The organism is Neobacillus terrae, assembly GCF_011393025.1.
Taxonomy (GTDB): Bacteria; Bacillota; Bacilli; order Bacillales; family Cytobacillaceae; genus Neobacillus_A; species Neobacillus_A terrae.
Genome location: NZ_JAAOEO010000020.1, coordinates 1 through 18723 on the forward strand (window position 1 = coordinate 1; position 18723 = coordinate 18723).

Below are 18723 nucleotides of genomic sequence, written 5' to 3' on the forward strand. Positions count from 1 at the left end.
TATCGTCGTTGAAAACAGTGTTGCCAAGAGTGAATAAAATGACTCTTTCTTTTTACACAATTATATGGACTCAATCGTCTTCAGGGGCAAAAGGGGAAACTAAAACCACATTTAGTGACCCAAAATTAGTCTTCAGAGGCAAAAGGGGTAAATAAAGCCACATTTAGTGACCCAAAACCAAAGGAGGAGGATATTATGTCTGTAGCAAAGCAATTAAAACCAGAGGAAATGATGTCTGGTGTAAACTCAGTCAAAATTAGTAAAAAAACCTCTGTAAAGAATTTGCCAAATCTCCCGCTCAGTTCGATTTGGATGATTAGTTTCGGCTTTTTGGGTGTGCAAATGGCATTTTCTTTACAAAGCTCTAATATGGGTCGTATATTCCAAACGATTGGTGCCGATCCAACTAAATTAGGTTTCTTTTTTATCCTTCCGCCACTGGCAGGACTGGTTGTCCAGCCGTTAGTTGGGTATTTATCTGATCGTACCTGGATACCGAAACTCGGCCGCCGCATACCTTATTTAATTATTGGTGCCATAGTTGCCGTAATTGTCATGTGCCTTTTGCCAAACGCCGGAAGTTTTGGTTTTAGTTCAATAGCGGCACTTACTTTTGGTGCGGTTACAATTCTATTTATGGACTTGTCATCGAATGTAGCGATGCAGCCGTTCAAGATGATGGTTGGTGACATGGTCAATGAAGAACAAAAAAGTTTTGCTTACTCCATTCAAAGTTTCTTAGCAAACAGCGGGGCTGTGCTTGCAAGTGTTTTCCCTTTTGTTTTGACGATTTTGGGTGTGGCGAATACTTCGCCAAAGGGGACTGTACCCCCATCAGTGGTTATCTCGTTTTATGTTGGAGCAATCATATTAATTATTTGCAGCCTGTTTACCGTATTTAAAGTTAGAGAATATTCACCAGCAGAATTTGCTGGTTATCACGGTATTACTAAAAATGCCAAAAAAGAAAGAACAAACAGTTTTAAACTCCTTCGCAACGCTCCAAAAGTTTTTTGGGCCGTTACTCTTGTTCAATTTTTTTGCTGGATGGGTTTCCAATATCTTTGGACCTATGGTACAGGTGCAGTTGCTTCCAATGTTTGGCATACGGCTGAACCGTCTAGCTCAGGGTATCAAACAGCCGGGAACTGGTTTGGTATTTTATCAGCTGTGCAATCCATTGCTGCGGTCGTATGGTCACTTGTCTTGTCTCGTGTGCCAAAGGAAAAGGGGAAACTGGGATATGCCTTAAGTTTATTGCTGGGAGGAATTGGCTTTGGCTCAGTTTTCTTCTTTCATAATCAATGGGTATTGATTTTTTCATTTATATTGATAGGCATCTCCTGGGCGGGAATGAATACCTTCCCATTCACGATGGTGACCAATGCGATATCAGGGGAGAATATGGGAAGGTACCTTGGCCTATTTAATGGCAGTATTTGTTTACCGCAAATTGCAGCTTCTTGTTTAAGTTTCGTGTTGTTTCCAGCGGTTGGAGCGTCGCTGCCGGCTATGATCCTGATTTCAGGAGTTTTTCTCGTAATCGGTGCATTATCTGTTTCAACCATCAAAGAAACACATGCCGAGTAATATGAATTGGCATTGAATAACTAGTGTTTATCAAAAAGCGTTCCTCAGGGCAGGAGCGCTTTTTCTATGAAAACATATCTGTTTAGGTGATGTGCAGTTATAACAATTACTAAATGTTGAGCTTTTTCTTACCTTGTAGTGAGGGCTTTTCTAATCATCTTTTTTCCTAATTTCCGTGGTCGAAGCAGCAGCCGGTTTTTTCATTATTATAAAGAGCTGTTTAATTTTAAAATTAAGTGTATATTCCTGGGTTGATTTGATTAACAATAAGAGGGGGACAAGAAGCTGGTGAATTAGTTATCCTAGAAAACATAATTATTGACAACTTAACTAAACTGACTTATTCTAGGATTCGATCTTATAATTAAACCGATAAAAATAGTGGGGGATAACAACATGAAGAAATTACTTACTTTGGTTTTATCTGCGATTTTGCTTCTTTCATTAGCAGCATGCGGCACATCAAACGATAAGGGAAAAGAAAAAACTGCAAGCAAGAACCTGCTTCAGCAGGTAAAGGATAAAGGTGAAGTAACAATCGGAACAGAAGGAACTTATGCACCTTTTACTTTTCATGACAAAGCCGGTAAATTAACGGGGTTTGATATTGAAATAGCAGAAGAAGTTTTCAAACGCCTTAAAATTAAGCCTAAATTTGTTGAAACAAAATGGGACGGAATGATTGCCGGACTTGATGCAAAGCGCTATGACATGGTGGCTAACGAAGTGGCGATCCGTCCTGATCGCCTTCAAAAATACGATATGTCTGATCCTTATATTGCTTCGAAGGCAGTCCTTATTGTTAAAAACGACAACAAAGATATTAAGTCACTTGATGATTTGAAAGGTAAAAAAGTTGGACAATCTCTTGACAGCAACTACCGTAAAATTGCTGAAGACCATGGCGCAACCAACACAGTTGTTGAAGGCTTTAACCAGGCAATCGACCTTCTGGCTTCTGGCCGTATTGATGCAACACTTAATGACAACCTTTCATACCTCGATTTGAAAAAACAGCGTCCGGAACTTCCGATTAAGACGGTATATTCTGAACCAAATGCAACAGAAAATGCATTCCTTTTCCGCAAAGGCAGCAAAGAATTGGTTACAGAAGTAAACAAAGCTCTTGCAGACATGAAGAAAGACGGAACATACCTGAAGATATCTAAAAAATGGTTCGGAACTGATGTTTCCAAGTAAAGGATTTGATCCAATTGTTTGCAGATGAAAGAACTCAACGAATTATAGGAATCCTTAGCGATTCCTTTTTTCCTATTTTAAAGGCGGGTTTGTATTTTACCATTCCGCTCACCTTAATTACATTTGTTCTCGGCCTGATTTTGGCATTCCTAATAGCCATTGCCCGGCTTTCCAATGTTAAACCGCTTGAAGCAGCAGCCAGATTTTTTGTCTGGATCTTCAGGGGAACGCCGCTGCTTGTACAAATCTTTATATTATTTTACGGATTTCCAAGTATCGGAATAACACTAAATCCTTTCCCAGCTGCTGTAATTGCATTTACGTTAAACAAAGGGGCTTATAGCTCAGAGATAATCCGTGCAGCGATTCTTTCCATTCCAAAAGGGCAATGGGAGGCAGCCTATTCAATCAGCATGACGAAGTCCCAGGCGATGAGAAGAGTAATATTACCGCAGGCAGTACGTGTTTCCCTGCCGCCACTTGGAAACTCTTTTATTAGCCTGGTGAAGGATACATCGTTAGCGGCTACAATAACAGTTACTGAATTGTTCCAAAAAGGACAGCAAATTGCTGCCGTTACCTATGAACCTCTTTGGCTTTATATTGAAGTGGCCTTTATTTATTTGATTTTTAGTACAGTACTTTCATTTTTACAATCAAAGCTTGAACAGCGCTATGACCGCATGGTTGCCAAGTAAGGGGGGACTTGCATGATTACATTAACTAATTTACAAAAACGGTTCGGTGAGCTTGAAGTCCTCAAGGGCATTGATGTGACTATTGAAAAAGGGACAACGGCTGTTATTATCGGACCTTCTGGTTCAGGTAAAACCACTCTATTGAGATGCCTCAATTTGCTTGAAACGCCGGATGGCGGGTCAATTTCCATAGGAAATCATAAGATTGATTTTTCCGGGCAGAAAGTAAGAGGAGCAGATGTTGCTGCTTTAAGAAAGCAAACAGGAATGGTTTTTCAAAACTATAACTTATTTCCGCATCTCACGGCACTGCAGAATATTATGGAAGGGCCTATTACAGTCCTAAGGAAGCCCAAAGAGGAAGTCCGTAAACGGGCAATGGATCTTCTGGAAAAGGTAGGACTGAGGGATCGCGCCGACATGTATCCCCACCAGCTTTCCGGCGGCCAGCAGCAGCGAATTGGTATTGCACGTGCAATGGCAATGGAGCCAGCCGTCCTGTTATTTGATGAACCCACTTCTGCTTTGGATCCTGAATTAGTAGGGGAAGTGCTCCGGGTAATGAAGGATCTTGCTGAAGAAGGTATGACGATGGCAGTTGTTACCCATGAAATGCAATTTGCACGTGACGTTTCTGATAAGGTCATTTTCATGGATCAGGGAGTGGTTGCAGAGATGGGGACACCTGATGAAGTTTTTGGGAATACGAAAAATAAGCGGACACTGCAATTTCTTAATAAATTGAATACCATCTAAGTGAAGAGTGCTCCATAAAGGGGCGCTCTTTTTTAGTTATCATAACTTATATCCATAAAATCTGAACGCACGACGGGCAGGAGAAGAAGTCTCGTTAGCAATCTCATCACACAAAGGAATAGTAAGGTGAAGTTTTGAAATAAGAAGTAGAAGATTTTCAAAAAGTAGTAGAAGTTTGAAGAAAGGAGGCAGAAGATAAAGTCAAATTGCTTCAAAAAAGAAAAAACACCTTTTCAAAAAGGTGTTTTACTTTGAATTTTCGATTTTTAGATAGGAAAATAGTTCGGGAACCCGATCTTTAAAAAAACTATAATGATGCTCAGCGCCTTCCCAAACCTTGAACCTAACATTTGGTATTTTATCTTTTACAATATTATATATGGTCCTATTAGAGGCAATAAACGCATTGCTGATATACTCATTACCAGGTACTTCGTTAGATCCGCAATCAAAATAAAGGCTTTCAATGAAAGATAAATCGCTGTTCTCCAACATCTTCTCGAATTCTTCCTGGTTTCGGAAAAAAGCTGAAGAAAAGGCAACAACGTTTTTAAAAATATGAGGGTAAACAGCTGCTGCATAAAGACTTAAAAGTCCAGCAGAGGAAATGCCTGCAATTGATGTTTCATTTTGATTTGTACGATATTTTTTATCAATAAAAGGCTTTAGTTCATTGACAATGAATTTGGCATAATCCTTGCCTCTGCCGCCTCCTGGAGTTCTTTCCCCTGCTATCTTATAACTTAGTTCACCAATAGGCCATGGGAGATGTTCGTTAAGACGCTCACCGGGTTTAAAATCAATGGCAACAACAATTACCTTAATTTCTTCATTTTCATCAAGATAGCTTTCCAAATTTAAAGATACTCCACCAGCCGCCTCCTGGTCATTAAATACGTTTTGGCCGTCATTAATATATAAAACAGGGTAATTTTTACTTTCCAACTGATAGCTTTTTGGCAAATAGACTCTTATTTTTCTATCCTGATTAAATGCTGTCATGTATACATTGTAAATCTCTAACATACTTTTCCTCCCTTTTATTCTCTTAAATTTACCATAATAACCCAAGGAACGAAATTTAATTTTTCGTTTGCATTAAACCGTTAAGGGTATTAGATTCCTAGATAATAAAACAAGGGAGTGTAGCGGCAACATAAAAAGCAAACTTTTCTTATTAAGTCTTAGCGCCACAGCCATTATCGGATTAAGCGGATGTGGAAATGACGATAATGATGTAGTACCTTCCAATAGTAAAAACTCCACAAACCAAAAAATGGATCAAAGCACTCAGAAAAAGTTGAACATGGAGAAAAACGGTTCAAGTGCAGTAGTTCCAAAAAGCCTTAAAAAGGCGGAAAATCTAGCGTTTAAGATTGGTGATATAGCTAAAATTAAGGCTAATCATATGCCAGGAATGAAGGGTGCCGAAGCTGAAATTGTTGGTGCATTCAACACGAACGCGTATGTAGTTGACTACAAACCAACATCGGGCGGGCCCGAGGTTAAGAACCACAAATGGGTAATCCAAGAGGAGATAAAGGAAGCTGGCAGCGGGACATTAAAACCTGGAACTCCAGTGAATCTGGAGGCCGCCCATATGAAAGGCATGAAGAGTGCAAAAGCAACGATTGTATCTGTCGAGCCAACCACAGTTTATATGGTTAACTATACGCCGACAACAGGCGGCCCTAAGGTTAAAAATCATAAATGGGTAATAGAATGTGAACTTGAGAAGAAATAATGGCAACAAGAAGAGATGGGAGAATTTCCTTGCTCTTTTTTGATTGGAAAAGATAGAACATCTAGTTCTTTATTCCTAACTTCTGAAAATCACTAAAAATATTTTAATAGTCAAGTTTGACTTCGGATTAATGGTGGTAATTGTAAAGAATGTATGACCAAAAATAGAGAAAATAATATTTAAATAGAATCATAGTAAAAAACAAAAGAAAAAGGGGCGGAACACCAATGAAAAAGAAAGAAGTAATCGCTATGCTGTTAGCAGGCGGCAGAGGAAGCAGATTAAAAGATTTAACTGAAGAGATTGCTAAGCCAGCGGTTCCATTTGCAGGAAAGTACCGTATCATCGATTTTACTTTGAGCAATTGCAGCAACTCTGGAATTGATACTGTAGGCGTTTTAACACAATATCAGCCACATATTCTTCAGGATTATATAGGTGACGGCAAGCATTGGGATTTGAACCGAAGAGAGGGCGGCGTTACCATTCTTCCCCCATACCAATGTGAGGACGGACAAAAATGGTATGAAGGAACAGCTCATGCGATTTATCAAAACATGCGATACATTGAGACTCACAATCCAGAATACGTTTTAGTAATTTCAGGTGATCATATTTATAAAATGGACTATAGCAAAATGATTGAAGAACACAAAGAGTCCGGTGCGGATGCTACGATTTCGGTCATTAATGTTCCGTGGAGTGAAGCAAGCAGATTTGGCATTATGAATGTTGATTCTTCAACTGGTGAAATCGTTGAATTTGAGGAAAAGCCTGAGAAGCCAAAGTCCAACCTGGCATCAATGGGCATATATATATTTAATTGGTCTGTTTTAAAGGATTATTTGGAAAAAGAAGAGCTTAATCCTGATTCTTCACGGGATTTTGGAAAAGATATTATTCCAGCAATGATTAATGACCAGTGCCACTTACATGCATACCGTTTCAAGGGTTACTGGAAGGATGTCGGCACAGTACAAAGCTTCTGGGAAGCAAACATGGATCTTCTTTCTGAAGATACCAATCCCATTTTGCAAAACGAAGAATGGATGGTTTATACAGAGGAAACCTTCCAGCCGCCAATGTATTTAGATGGAAGAGCATCCTTAAAGCAATCCATTGTTAGTGAAGGATGCAAGATTTACGGTAAGGTGGAAAATTCTATTTTATTTACTGGCGTAAAGGTTGGCAAAGGCGCTGTCATTAAGGATTCTGTTATTTTACCTGGCACTGTCATTGAAGCCAATGCAGTGGTAAATAGAGTAGTTGTTGGCTGTAATACCGTAATTGAAGCCAATTCAGTAGTAGGTTCATCAAATCCATTCAGTGAAATTACATTGATTGGAAACGAGCAAATCATCCATCAGGCTGAGGAACCTGTTAAAGAAGAAGCTGTATAATAAAACGGACAGGCACCCTAATTGGGTGCTTTTTTCTTTTTGTTTTATAATATTATTAACAAGTAAACTTAGCGGAGGTTTTATAATGCAGATAAATGGATTAATAGAATTACAGAATTTTATGAGGAATTACCATAAAGAAATGAACTGGGAGATAAGTGGAAGCGGTTATTCTGAAAGCAGAGACGGCCTTTTAACAAATTATATGCTTTTAACTACGGAGGTAGCAGAAGTAGGGGAAGAGCTTAGAAAATCATTCAATTTAACAACCGCAAACGTTCTTGAGGGCATGGAGGAAGAAGAGGCCTTCCGTCTTGCGAAGGAAGCTGTAAAAGATGATATCGGAAAAGAACTTGCAGACTGCCTGGCGTATCTCTTAAAGTTCTATAACTACTTTGATATTGATTTAGAGACAAGCTTTTTTGCGAAAATGGACGAAGTGAAAAATAGAAAAAATAAGGATATATCTATTAAATAGTAAAAAGAGCAATGCTACTAATAAGCAGTTCAGTTTGGAAGTAGAAAAAGTAAAAAAGCAATATAAAAATACATAAAAACAGCAAAGTTTTGGTGTTTTAAGTAACACTTAAAATAACAAATAATTAGACATTTTTAAAGCACCTACTTTTAAGGTGCTTTCATTTTTAATCTACATACCCATAACCAATAATTTTACCACTATTTATTTCGGCATACACAATCATTTTATTAGGGATGCTTAAGCTTTTGGTTGGAAAATCGACTGCATAAACTTCCTTCCCAATAAATGATGTGTTTTCTATTCTACCCATACTACTTTTTAAAGTAATTTTGGTTAAAGTGCCATCAGACCATGAGCCTTTAATACTTTCTTTTTCATTTTCTTTAAGTTGTTCCCATACCTTTTCCCTTACATCCTTATTTGTTGCGTTTTCATTATTTACTTCGTTATTATTATCTTTTGAAACTATTGTTGTTGTGTTTGAATTTTGCTTTTCTTCACTACTTTTTTGATTTGAACAAGCAATCAGTCCTAATAATAGAACAGAAAGCATGATTAAAAGATTAATCTTTTTCATTTGAAGCTACCTCCCAAATTATTCTCTTTAAAAATTTGACGATAGTTTCCTTTCAAAGTTACTATCCGATTACCTAACATTTTCTATCTTAGGTAAATTATCTAATATATTTCAAATTCTCTATCTGGGATACCACCCCTTTGAGAAGGGGTTAGTTTCCTTCCGTCCGAAGACTTAAAAGGTAAGCAAAAGTTAAAATAAGTTCGCAGTATATCAAAGCGTATTGAGCGTATTTCGGGTTAAAGTTTGCGTAAATATAACTTTTTCCTTCGCCTCTTGCGGTCATTAAAGGTCTTTCAAGAATGGACAGCCTTCTTCTCATTTGCTGGATAAAGACATTGGTGGCATTATTATTCACTTCTAACACCATTTCAGCAATATCCCTTGGCTTATAAGAGGAAAGGTCTGTTGTACAATCAACCAAGTCAAAGCCTTTATCTTATGATGCCAATGGATGCTCAATTGGATTATTAGCATATCTATAAAAGGTTCTTTTCTAATTATGTGCTATTTTATACATATTTTACCTTTAAACATTGATATATCAGCGAAAATAAATAGTCCAATTCATATTCGAATTGGACTAAAAAAAGTGGTGTTAATTTAATTTTTCCATCTTAAAACTGAACTATTTAGTGCTACTCATGTACTGCGCTTTTTGCAGGATTATTGGTTTTTGTTTTGCAAATCTCTTTGTGTGATTTCGCTTCTAATATTGGCTTCCTGGCCAAATTCAGTATCCTGCTTTTTGTTGTTTGGATATTTGTTTTGACGCTCCCGGTTGTCATTCTTGTTTGTCATGATAAAGCCTCCTTAATTAGAAATCGGAATTATTTTGTCCGATTGCTTTAAAATTATAAGGAGTTTAAGCTTGGTGATTCAAAGTTTTACAATACAGGTCTACAAAATGGGAAGGATTTAATTTTTTCACCAGTAACCCGCTCAATTTTTTTCATTCCACTGTATAGGACAGCCGGCTTGAAGTAGTAATCAGTAAGCAATTGTCCAGCTTCTTTTGTAAAAAATTTAGGCTAGATTTCTCGCTCAATATAACGCTGAAGCTGAGCTGCGGTCAATTCGCCCAGTATGTAATTTTGATAATATACCGGAGCAAGGGTAAAGTGAATTTTTGCAGCCCAGTCCGGATTATCTTGGTTATCCAGAGGCGTTACAATGGCTGGCATGGCAGCCGCCGGATCCTTTTGTTTTTGAATCGCCTGGCTATACCAGCGGGAGTTCTTTTCTTTTTTCTAGGATGGTTTACAATGCTGCACCTAGTTGTGGCCCAGACCTTAATCCAGCTTAATACCAGCAGGGAATTCATTGGCAGGGTTGTAGGATTAAGGACCATACTTGCATCTATAGTAAAAATAACATCAGCTCTGTTAACTGGGGTTTTTATTTCAAAGCTCGGAGTCTTTAACGTATTTATCCTATTTTCTCTTGTAATCTTATTTAGCTTCTTATCCATAAAGAAACTGTCAAACGTGGAGGTCCCTGATAGATTATAGCTTCATTCGGAAATGTTCCCTTGCATAATCGCTGAATTGCATGGGGTTAATTTCCTTTTTGGCTGTACTGCCACTCGCCAATTCTGTTAATGATGTATCGGTTAAAGTAACACTTCCCTGTTCAGTAAGCCGGGTAATAAGCCGCCCTTTATTAAACGAGGACAAAGGGTGAACATTAATAATAGATTGTACCTCATTTAATTCCTTTATATCTGTGATTGGTTGACCGGGATCAAATGCATAGCCTTTTTTCCAATTTGTATCCTTATGTTTGAGCTTCATTTCAAGGAGATGACCCCCATAATGGGTTTCTTCCTTCCGGATCCGGAATTCTCCATTAGAAGAGGAAACAGTTTCCCCGCTCAAGGGAATAGGTTTTAAAGCAAGATTGCCCCCAAAACCAGTGTCCACGACATACTTGTAGCCATCATGACAGACAAGATTAATTACATGGGTCCTACCAACAGCAGCAAAATCCTGTGCCTTGTGGTCAAATACAACACCACGAACTATGTCAACCTGGAAACCATTTTCCTTCAGGACAAAGTAAAGCAATGTATTGAGTTCATAACAAACACCGCCCTCATTCCTTATCAGAATTTTTTCGGTAAGATTCTCCTGATTAATATCAGAGGTATTTTTATTTATAATACAGAGATTTTCGAAAGGAATAGTCAGAGCTGTTTTTTCGAGAAGCTCATCAAGCATATGAAAAGTGATTTTCTCTGTTTCGGGGATGCCGATCCGTTTTAAAAATAAGGACGTTAAAGTCATTTTATCTGCCTCCGTTCATATCCATTCTAAAAGCATAACTCGGCGAACTTCATGAATCAACTTAAATACTCCTAGTGAGAATATTCCTCTGTTACAAAGTCAAGTTACTGCGCTGTTAATACAGTTCTTTATTAAAGCAGCTTATATTTTTAATACACTTATGCAAAAAAATGTCACTCAAATGAAGGAAATAACAGTTTACCACAGTTTTTTTTGGGTAGAGCCATATTAATTAAATGAATATTTTGAAACTAAAACGATCTAAATCAGTCATATATTATAAGAGGTTAAATCCAAGGATAAGGAATGATCGTTTTGAAAAGAGTACTTGTTCTATTAGTTATTTGTTTCTCTCTAGCAGGGTGCACCAGTTTAGGACAAAAAACAGCAAAGGTAAATGACAGGGCTACAAAAAAGGTGGAAAATCACAAACCAGCACCATTGCCTCAAAAAGAGGAAGAAAAGGAGGAGATTCCACAAGCAGAACCGGTTCCATATAATGGGCCGATTGAACATATCTTTTTCCATCCGCTGGTTGTTTATCCCGAGCTGGCATTTGATGGAGACACTATGGCTCAAGGTTATGATGAATGGTTTGTCACAGTCAGTGAGTTTAATAAAATTGTAGAATCGCTTTATAAACGGAATTATATTCTGATTAAAATGAGTGATCTTTTCGAAGAAAAAGAGAATAACGGGAAAAAGGAATTAGTAAAAAGGCAGCTTATGCTCCCAGCAGGAAAGAAGCCATTAATTCTTTCGGTGGATGATATTAATTACTATCCTTACATGCTGCAAAATGGGAATGTTTATAAGCTTATTAATAATAAAGATGGTAAGATTGCTTCTTACTCTAAAGATCCTGAGGGTAACGAAGTCATATCAGAAGAAAATGAAATCGTTCCACTGCTGAATAGTTTTACAGAAACCCATCCTGATTTTTCACTTAATGGTGCAAAAGGTATTTTAGCTTTAACCGGATATGAAGGAGTTCTGGGTTACCGGACCAACCAGCCGACTGCTGAAGGTGAAAGTGAGGGAGCAAAAACTATTATTGCAAAGCTCAAGGAAGAGGGATGGGAATTTGCCTCCCATGGATATGGTCATTTGGCCACCAAAACAATTAGTCTAAGCACTCTAAAAAGAGATGCTGACAGATGGAAAAAAGAAGTCGAGCCTTTAACAGGGGCTACAAACATATACATTTATCCCTTTGGGAGCAGTGTTTTACCCAATGATCCAAAGTTTAAATATCTTGAAACACTTGGATTTAAGATTTTTTGTTCAGTTGGCCCAAATGCATATTTGTCTTATACTCAGGAATATGCCATGATGGATAGGGTGCATATCGACGGTATGGCCCTGGAAAAACAAAGGCATATTGTTGACCGTTTTTTTGACAGCAGCCTTGTATTGGACAATGAACGATTTAAATATAAAAGCAATTAGTGGAGGCAAGGGAATGGAGAGATGTGGCTGGGTTAATCAGGACCCGCTTTATATTGACTATCATGACCATGAATGGGGTGTGCCGGTTTACGACGACAGGCTGCTTTTCGAGTATTTAAATTTGGAAGGAGCCCAGGCGGGATTAAGCTGGTATACCATTTTAAAGAAAAGAGAGAATTACCGAAAAGCTTTTGATAATTTTGAACCAGCAAAAATCATTCATTATGATGATAAAAAGATCCAGGAGCTCTTGAGTAATGAAGGGATTGTAAGAAACAGGCTTAAGGTCAATGCGGTGATTACCAACGCAAAAGCGTATTTTGAGGTTGTAAAAGAATTTGGTTCTTTTAGTAACTATATATGGTCCTTTGTCGATGGAAAACCAATACAAAATTACTACAGAGAATTGAAGGATGTGCCCGCTTCTACCGAGATTAGTGAGCGTTTAAGCAAGGATTTGAAGAAACGCGGATTCAAATTTGTGGGAACTACCATTTGTTATGCATTTATGCAGGCAACTGGAATGGTGAACGATCATATCTTTTCTTGTCATAAAGGCCAGTTATCCTTTTAATGGATTAACTGGCTTTTTTTGATGGAAAATCAAAAATTACAAAAAATATTCAAGGTTCTATTTTCTTACTAAAAAGGAGTTAATTGTTTTGAAAAGAGGGATTGCAGGAATTTTATTTATTGTTCTGACCCTTGGACTCATTTTTTTGCCAGTAAGCACTAGTGCCCAAGTTAGACCAGTTCAACAGCAAACCATTAGCAAGCCTTATTATGAACTGAATCGGGAGTTGAGAAAGCTTTGGATTGATCATACGATTTGGACAGGCAGCTATATTATGAGTGCCAATGCAGGGCTTCCGGAGCAGCAAAAGATATTGGGAGCGATTATTAAAAAATCAGGATGATATCGGGAATGCGTATTAACCTTATTACGGAGAAGCGGCAGGTAATAAGGTCGCAGCTTTACTAAGAGAACATATTATTATTGCAGGGCAAATAGTAGAGGCAGCAAAAACCGGAAATCAGCCAGCAGTGATAAAGTTTAATAAAGAATGGCATCGAAATGCAGATGATATTGCCAGATACCTTAGCAAAGCAAACCCATACTGGAATGAGAACGTATTAAAGGATATGTTATATACACATTTAAAATTGATTAACGAGCAGGTGGTTTTTCGTTTAAAGAAGGATTGGGATGCTGAAATTAAAGCCATTGATGTAATTGAAGAGCATATGCTGCATCTTGCAGATATTTTGTCCGGAGGAATAGCAAAACAATTTTCGAAGAAGTTTTTAAAGTAATTTAAAAGGGTAAAAGATAAGTTGGAAACCTTTGTACCGATAATTGGGAACACCAAGTGGGAATCCTTCTCCAGGAGGATTCCTATTCACGTTTTATATGTTTTTTTTAATGTTAAATGTTAAAATATAATAATAACGATTTGACTGCGGAGGAAATATGGAGAAAACAGAATTAGATCTACTTAGAGAAGAAGTAAAAGAATTAAAAGAAAAGCTTAAAGAAAGCGAGCAACTGATTAAAGAAATATCTGTTCCAATTATACCTTCTATAATTCCCGAAACGATCCTTGTGCCCATTACAGGAAAGTTATCTCAGGAACGTTTTGAAATGATGATTTCAAAAATAATCAGTACTCCATTTACTGAAATTGATACTATTATTTTGGATTTCACGTCAATTTCTGAAATGGAAATAGGCGATTTAGATATTTTCGGCCATTATATTCAGAACATGACAGATACCTTAAACCTGCTAGGAGTAAGAGTAATTTTTACTGGATTTACTCCCATTGTCACTCAAAACCTTGTTAATTCCGGGCTTAAAATGATATCAGAATTAAATACCTTCCTAACTTTTAAACAAGCACTACAGTACCTGATGAAAGTGAAGGGAATGGAATTTAGAGAAATATAAATAGATAAAGGCAAAGTGGAAAATCTCATGCATTTTGATCATATCCGGAATTAGAAACCGACCGGCTTTATTTGCGAAAAATGACACACGAAGATGCTCCGGAACTTTTCAAAACTTTCAGAACCATTGGTCGTAAAAGATATGGGAGAATCGCCGTTTACCGGTCTCGATCTGGCAGAAGTCGTAATCAATTTTATGAATAATCTATTTGAAAATAATCAGGCTTTTCGGCTAGGCATTATTCGTAAGAGGATAACAAATTAATCGGTACTTGTGGATACAATTCCTGGGAAGTATATCGGGGATCACGTGGCGAAATTGCTTTTGACCTTGGAAGCGAGTATTGGAGAAAAGGATATCCCTCTGAAACAATAAAGGCATTGTTAAATTTCCGCTTCCATACAATGGGGCTGCCCCGAGTTGAAGCTTTTACAAACCTGATTGCTCTTCCTCCATGGGTATTCTCTCTAAACTCGGGTTTAAAGAGGATAGTATTTTAAGAGCTATGCCTTTTTACATGGAATATTCAAGGATCAACGCTGTTTCTTCTTGCTTAAATGTGAGTAGCCGTAAGGGGGAAGGTTAAATGGAAGATTTAAGGTATCCGGTTGGTGAGTTCGATGTTAAAGGCAATTATAAGGTGGATTTAATTGAAGAGTGGATTTACGAAATTGAAGCTCTTCCGGCTAAAGTAAGAGAAGCTGTAAAGGGCTTAAATGACGAACAGCTAGATTCTGCTTATCGTCCTGGCGGGTGGACTATACGGCAGGTGGTTCATCATATACCAGACAGCCATATTAATAGTTACATAAGGTTTAAACTCGCCCTAACAGAGGATAATCCTGTTATAAAACCATATGCGGAAGATAAGTGGGCGGAGTTTGCCGATTCTAATCTTCCTATTGAGGTGTCTCTAACCATGCTGGAAGCTCTGCATAGCAGATGGGTTGTACTTTTAAAGTCTTTAAAACCGGCTGATTTAGAGAAAACCTTCCGCCATCCTGATTTGGGAGAAATCAAACTTGGTATGAATATCGGTCTATATGCATGGCATGGCCGTCATCATCTTGCACATATAACGTCCCTTAAAGAACGTATGGGATGGTAGTAAATAACAAAAAACGAGTCCAACAGCTATGCTGATGGATTTTTTTTATTTATTAGACAGATTTCTTTCCAAATCCCGTCGTACTTTATCGAAGAGATTTTATTCTAATATTCTAACTATTCCTTTAAAATGATAGAGTGAGCAAAAAATATTAGGAGGTTTTTAGATGAAGAAAACGAAAAAAGGTATGGCCATTTTAGCCAGCAGTCTTCTTGCATTATCTCTTGCAACGATTCCTAAAAATGTAATGAATACAGCGCATGCACAAAATGTGGCCAAGAAGTACCTAATAGCCTACAGCCAATCATCTCTGCCAGCGGGTTATCAAACAGCAATTAAAAACGCTGGAGGCACAGTTATTTCTACTATGCCTGAGGTTGGAGGAGTCGAAGTAAGTTCCTCTGATCCGAGTTTCCTGGACAAGCTAGGGAAAGTAGCGAATATATCTGCAGCGAATTTGGAACGTACTTACAAATTAGATACCGAAAAGCCAACTGGTGCAGATGGCCAGCCTGTAACAATAACAGAAGATGCTGATGGCACTTATTGGAGTTCCCAATGGGATATTCGACACCTGACGAATGAAGGGAAGTCCTTTGCAGTAGAATCAGGTGGAACTGAGAAAAATGGTAAGGTGACCCATAAAGCTATAGTAGGTGTTATTGATACTGGAATCGATGCTAACCATCCTGATTTAAAAGCGAACTATGTTGGCGGCAGAAACTATGTTCCAGCCGGTGGTTATAATCATGAAGACTTAACAGATGAAACTGGCGATCCAACTGATGTATTGGATAGAGAAGGACATGGAACCCATGTTGCCGGTTCAATCGCTGGCAATGGAAAAATTAAAGGCGTCGGCCCAGATCTTGGAATTATGGCATACCGTATTTTTGATTCCAGCGGTAGTGCCCCAACTGCACCAATCGTTGAAGCCATTATAGGGGCGGCTAATGATAAAGTAGATGTCATCAACATGTCTATTGGAGGTTTTGACAACCTAAAATATTATTATGAGGGAACCCGTTACAGTGATATTGCGGATGTATTGCTCTGGAAGCGGGCAGTACAGTATGCAGTTAAGAAAAATGTTACTGTAGTTGCTGCGGCAGGTAATGAATCGCTTAATTATGATGACAAAAAGTCCTTAACAGATTACATGAATGCTGTATATTCCATTCCAGGATTGGTTTACAAAGGAGTTGCAGTTGAAACTCCTGGAGGCACTCCTGGAGTAATCACAGTTTCATCTTCAAACAAGTGGTCAACTAAGGATTTGGCATTCTACTCTAACTATGGAAACAGCTTTATCGATGTAGCTGCACCAGGTGGAGATAACGGTCCGGCTTATGCAAACACAGGAAATTTAATAGTACGTGATTTTACGTACCGTGCTCTAGCAACCTGGCCAACATACCTGCCTCAATATTTTACAACACTTGCTGATGGTTACGCCTATCTGCATGGTACTTCTATGGCTTCTCCAAAAGTTGCCGGTATTGCAGGTTTAATTAAGGCGAAACACCCAGAATATTCTCCATCCCAAGTAAAAGCAGTTATTAAGCAAACAGCACTTGATTATGGAAAACCTGGTCAAGATTCATTATTTGGTTTTGGCGAAGCAAATGCCTATACAGCCGTAACCCAAAAATAATTTAAGGAGACTTGCCCTTTAGTACGGGTAAGTCTTTTTAGTTTAGGACTTGTTAAATAATGTTGTTGAATGTAAGGTAATCTGCGACACTCCTCGAAAATGCATTCGCCTTTCCTTCGTGCGGTGTTTATTCAAAGATGCTAATTTCAATGTCCTGCAGAAAAACGGGCTGGCAAGACACCACAACGAGGCACGAGCGAGGAGGCTTGACAGTTCGTCCGCGGAAAGGGAGCAGATTTACCTGCTATTTATAAAAAATACATTATCTTCGAGAAAAAAAACCTTTCTAACTAAATTGTAATCTTGCAAGCTTATTTCAACCTTTTAATACCCCCTTATGGTATAATGTAATTGATAATAATTATCGTTCCAATTTGAGCTTGATTAATGGGATTAGTACCAGCTTTTCCATGCAGGCTCTTTAGCAAAACTTTTGTCAGAATGACTTAATTTATAAACTCCTTTTTAGGGAGGTAAAAAATAAAACTTTTTAATACAAGGGGGAGGATTGGGTGGTAGAAACAAAAACCAACCACAAAAGATTACCAAAAACAAGAATACTTCAGCGGGCGATTTTCATTTTTATAGGCGCTGTTTTGATGGCAACCGGGTTAGAAATTTTTCTTGTTCCGAATAGCGTTATTGACGGAGGCATAACGGGTATTTCAATTATGCTGGCGCATATATTCGGTTTGCCGCTTGGTGTATTCATTTTCATTCTTAACCTGCCTTTTTTCTATTTGGGGTATAAGCAAATTGGCAAAACCTTCGCTTTATCTACGATTTGCGGCATTATTGTCCTATCTTTTTTCACCTCACTTTTTTATCCTATTCCTGCATTTACAGATGATATTCTGTTAGCAACCATTTTTGGCGGAATGATTTTAGGGGTCGGAGTTGGCCTTGTTATCCGTTATGGCGGAGCATTGGACGGTACAGAAATCTTGGCAATCGTTGTAAACAAGAAGATTCCTTTCTCTGTTGGAGAGATTGTAATGTTTATGAACATTTTTATTCTTGGTGCTGCAGGGTTTGTGTTTTCCTGGGACCGGGCAATGTACTCCATTCTTGCCTATGTAATTGCAGCAAAAACGATTGATACGGTTGTAGATGGATTAGAGCAGTCCAAATCTGTTTGGGTTATAAGTGAAAAAAATAGAGAGATCGGCGAAGCGATTCTTTCAAGATTAGGTCGTGGAGTTACCTATCTGGAAGGTGAAGGCGCTTATTCCGGAGATAACACAAAAGTTGTTTTTTGCGTGATTACTCGTTTGGAAGAGTCCAAGCTAATAAGTGTTATTGATGACATCGATCCCTCGGCCTTCTTGGCTATAGCGGATATTGCTGAGGTTCGAGGCGGCAGATTTAAAAAGAAGGCAATTCATTAGAAAAATTCAAAGCGATACTTCCCAAAATGAAGTATCGCTTTTTCTATTTTAGTTCAGCTGTTTGTTGTTCTTCTTTTGAAAAAAGATGCTTATATACAAAAAGATGCAGACTTAAAACAATAGTATAAATAGGAAGGGAAGTATAACCCCGCTTATTGTGAAATACCCCTGCCTTTATTGAAAAACAATCCAAAAAATGCATGTGTTTATGCCAAACAGATCCCCTGATTCTATTACTAACAACAGGAATGATTATTTGTTTCCTTATAACAACATTTCTTTTTATGGCCTCTTTTGCATATCACCGCCGATAAATTATCGTTTACTTCTTTGATTTCTCCTCTAGGGCATCTGGAACCTGATTTTTCCGAGTTATTTTAATAAACACCAAGTTATTTTAGGAGTAATTATTCTGGATTTATTAAAGTCTATTCGTTAAAATATG

At 38.0% G+C, this 18723-nt stretch carries 19 protein-coding genes and 2 pseudogenes; 16 read left to right on the plus strand and 5 right to left on the minus strand.

Features of this window, described 5'->3' with window-relative positions:
- Nucleotides 1-231: 231 nt before the first annotated feature.
- The 4 genes from G8761_RS20835 (at nt 232) to G8761_RS20850 (ending at nt 4244) form a co-directional block, all read left to right on the plus strand.
- Nucleotides 232-1590: an SLC45 family MFS transporter gene (locus tag G8761_RS20835; RefSeq protein ID WP_207789294.1), complete on the plus strand. Its 1359-nt coding sequence runs from the start codon at nt 232-234 to the stop codon at nt 1588-1590.
- Between the two features lie 396 nt (nt 1591-1986).
- Nucleotides 1987-2790 carry an amino acid ABC transporter substrate-binding protein gene (locus tag G8761_RS20840; RefSeq protein ID WP_166029903.1) on the plus strand — a complete coding sequence of 268 codons (804 nt, stop codon included), beginning with the start codon at nt 1987-1989 and terminating at the stop codon, nt 2788-2790.
- A gap of 14 nt (nt 2791-2804) precedes the next feature.
- Nucleotides 2805-3488 carry an amino acid ABC transporter permease gene (locus G8761_RS20845; RefSeq protein ID WP_166029904.1) on the plus strand — a complete coding sequence of 228 codons (684 nt, stop codon included), beginning with the start codon at nt 2805-2807 and terminating at the stop codon, nt 3486-3488.
- 12 nt (nt 3489-3500) lie between these two features.
- On the plus strand, nt 3501-4244 hold the full coding sequence (locus tag G8761_RS20850; RefSeq protein WP_166029905.1) for an amino acid ABC transporter ATP-binding protein: 744 nt from the start codon (nt 3501-3503) through the stop codon (nt 4242-4244).
- Nucleotides 4245-4490: 246 nt separating this feature from the next.
- On the opposite strand, the gene G8761_RS20855 is transcribed toward G8761_RS20850, so the two are convergent.
- Nucleotides 4491-5270 (minus strand): alpha/beta hydrolase, encoded by a 780-nt coding sequence (locus G8761_RS20855; protein WP_166029906.1) that lies wholly within the window; start codon nt 5268-5270, stop codon nt 4491-4493.
- A gap of 130 nt (nt 5271-5400) precedes the next feature.
- Here G8761_RS20855 and G8761_RS20860 point away from each other — a divergent pair, with 130 nt between their 5' ends.
- The 3 genes from G8761_RS20860 (at nt 5401) to G8761_RS20870 (ending at nt 7866) form a co-directional block, all read left to right on the plus strand.
- Nucleotides 5401-5988, plus strand: a complete 588-nt coding sequence (locus G8761_RS20860; protein ID WP_166029971.1) for a DUF1541 domain-containing protein — start codon at nt 5401-5403, stop codon at nt 5986-5988.
- Nucleotides 5989-6215: 227 nt separating this feature from the next.
- Nucleotides 6216-7388 carry a glucose-1-phosphate adenylyltransferase gene (locus tag G8761_RS20865; RefSeq protein ID WP_166029907.1) on the plus strand — a complete coding sequence of 391 codons (1173 nt, stop codon included), beginning with the start codon at nt 6216-6218 and terminating at the stop codon, nt 7386-7388.
- An 85-nt stretch (nt 7389-7473) separates the two neighbouring features.
- Nucleotides 7474-7866, plus strand: coding sequence for a MazG nucleotide pyrophosphohydrolase domain-containing protein (locus G8761_RS20870; protein ID WP_166029908.1), 393 nt, complete (start codon nt 7474-7476; stop codon nt 7864-7866).
- 166 nt (nt 7867-8032) lie between these two features.
- On the opposite strand, the gene G8761_RS20875 is transcribed toward G8761_RS20870, so the two are convergent.
- The 3 genes and pseudogenes from G8761_RS20875 to G8761_RS27715 form a co-directional block, all read right to left on the minus strand.
- Nucleotides 8033-8446, minus strand: coding sequence for a hypothetical protein (locus G8761_RS20875; RefSeq protein ID WP_166029909.1), 414 nt, complete (start codon nt 8444-8446; stop codon nt 8033-8035).
- Nucleotides 8447-8547: 101 nt separating this feature from the next.
- Nucleotides 8548-8933: pseudogene (locus G8761_RS20880) on the minus strand (insertion element protein); the annotation flags it as partial.
- Between the two features lie 179 nt (nt 8934-9112).
- Nucleotides 9113-9247 (minus strand): hypothetical protein, encoded by a 135-nt coding sequence (locus G8761_RS27715; RefSeq protein ID WP_275940729.1) that lies wholly within the window; start codon nt 9245-9247, stop codon nt 9113-9115.
- A 320-nt stretch (nt 9248-9567) separates the two neighbouring features.
- Here G8761_RS27715 and G8761_RS20885 point away from each other — a divergent pair, with 320 nt between their 5' ends.
- On the plus strand, nt 9568-9957 hold the full coding sequence (locus G8761_RS20885; protein ID WP_166029911.1) for an MFS transporter: 390 nt from the start codon (nt 9568-9570) through the stop codon (nt 9955-9957).
- Here the strand turns inward: G8761_RS20885 and G8761_RS20890 are convergent.
- Nucleotides 9952-10731 carry an arylamine N-acetyltransferase family protein gene (locus G8761_RS20890; RefSeq protein WP_166029912.1) on the minus strand — a complete coding sequence of 260 codons (780 nt, stop codon included), beginning with the start codon at nt 10729-10731 and terminating at the stop codon, nt 9952-9954. The genes G8761_RS20885 and G8761_RS20890 overlap by 6 nt on opposite strands.
- Nucleotides 10732-11046: 315 nt before the next feature.
- Here G8761_RS20890 and G8761_RS20895 point away from each other — a divergent pair, with 315 nt between their 5' ends.
- From G8761_RS20895 to G8761_RS20930, 8 genes and pseudogenes are all read left to right on the plus strand, one after another.
- Nucleotides 11047-12180, plus strand: a complete 1134-nt coding sequence (locus G8761_RS20895; protein WP_243450107.1) for a polysaccharide deacetylase family protein — start codon at nt 11047-11049, stop codon at nt 12178-12180.
- A 13-nt stretch (nt 12181-12193) separates the two neighbouring features.
- Nucleotides 12194-12754, plus strand: coding sequence for a DNA-3-methyladenine glycosylase I (locus tag G8761_RS20900; protein WP_166029914.1), 561 nt, complete (start codon nt 12194-12196; stop codon nt 12752-12754).
- A gap of 88 nt (nt 12755-12842) precedes the next feature.
- Nucleotides 12843-13494, plus strand: a pseudogene (locus G8761_RS28165) (glycosyltransferase).
- Between the two features lie 157 nt (nt 13495-13651).
- Nucleotides 13652-14128, plus strand: coding sequence for an STAS domain-containing protein (locus G8761_RS20910; protein WP_166029915.1), 477 nt, complete (start codon nt 13652-13654; stop codon nt 14126-14128).
- A gap of 263 nt (nt 14129-14391) precedes the next feature.
- Nucleotides 14392-14628: a GNAT family N-acetyltransferase gene (locus G8761_RS27395; RefSeq protein WP_338001011.1), complete on the plus strand. Its 237-nt coding sequence runs from the start codon at nt 14392-14394 to the stop codon at nt 14626-14628.
- A gap of 86 nt (nt 14629-14714) precedes the next feature.
- Nucleotides 14715-15236: a YfiT family bacillithiol transferase gene (locus tag G8761_RS20920; protein ID WP_166029916.1), complete on the plus strand. Its 522-nt coding sequence runs from the start codon at nt 14715-14717 to the stop codon at nt 15234-15236.
- 166 nt (nt 15237-15402) lie between these two features.
- Nucleotides 15403-16890, plus strand: a complete 1488-nt coding sequence (locus tag G8761_RS20925) for a S8 family serine peptidase (RefSeq protein ID WP_166029917.1) — start codon at nt 15403-15405, stop codon at nt 16888-16890.
- A 512-nt stretch (nt 16891-17402) separates the two neighbouring features.
- Nucleotides 17403-18278 carry a YitT family protein gene (locus G8761_RS20930; protein WP_338001008.1) on the plus strand — a complete coding sequence of 292 codons (876 nt, stop codon included), beginning with the start codon at nt 17403-17405 and terminating at the stop codon, nt 18276-18278.
- Nucleotides 18279-18723: the final 445 nt, after the last annotated feature.

Bases quoted from the DNA above. Each gene is read 5' to 3' on its own strand.
- G8761_RS20900 (WP_166029914.1), top strand. From the start codon at position 12,194: ATGGAGAGATGTGGCTGGGTTAATCAGGACCCGCTTTATATTGACTAT.
- G8761_RS20910 (WP_166029915.1), top strand. From the start codon at position 13,652: ATGGAGAAAACAGAATTAGATCTACTTAGAGAAGAAGTAAAAGAATTA.
- G8761_RS27715 (WP_275940729.1), bottom strand. From the start codon at position 9,247: ATGACAAACAAGAATGACAACCGGGAGCGTCAAAACAAATATCCAAAC.
- G8761_RS20870 (WP_166029908.1), top strand. From the start codon at position 7,474: ATGCAGATAAATGGATTAATAGAATTACAGAATTTTATGAGGAATTAC.
- G8761_RS20835 (WP_207789294.1), top strand. From the start codon at position 232: ATGTCTGGTGTAAACTCAGTCAAAATTAGTAAAAAAACCTCTGTAAAG.
- G8761_RS20850 (WP_166029905.1), top strand. From the start codon at position 3,501: ATGATTACATTAACTAATTTACAAAAACGGTTCGGTGAGCTTGAAGTC.
- G8761_RS20875 (WP_166029909.1), bottom strand. From the start codon at position 8,446: ATGAAAAAGATTAATCTTTTAATCATGCTTTCTGTTCTATTATTAGGA.
- G8761_RS20925 (WP_166029917.1), top strand. From the start codon at position 15,403: ATGAAGAAAACGAAAAAAGGTATGGCCATTTTAGCCAGCAGTCTTCTT.
- G8761_RS20920 (WP_166029916.1), top strand. From the start codon at position 14,715: ATGGAAGATTTAAGGTATCCGGTTGGTGAGTTCGATGTTAAAGGCAAT.
- G8761_RS20840 (WP_166029903.1), top strand. From the start codon at position 1,987: ATGAAGAAATTACTTACTTTGGTTTTATCTGCGATTTTGCTTCTTTCA.
- G8761_RS20855 (WP_166029906.1), bottom strand. From the start codon at position 5,270: ATGTTAGAGATTTACAATGTATACATGACAGCATTTAATCAGGATAGA.
- G8761_RS20890 (WP_166029912.1), bottom strand. From the start codon at position 10,731: ATGACTTTAACGTCCTTATTTTTAAAACGGATCGGCATCCCCGAAACA.
- G8761_RS20865 (WP_166029907.1), top strand. From the start codon at position 6,216: ATGAAAAAGAAAGAAGTAATCGCTATGCTGTTAGCAGGCGGCAGAGGA.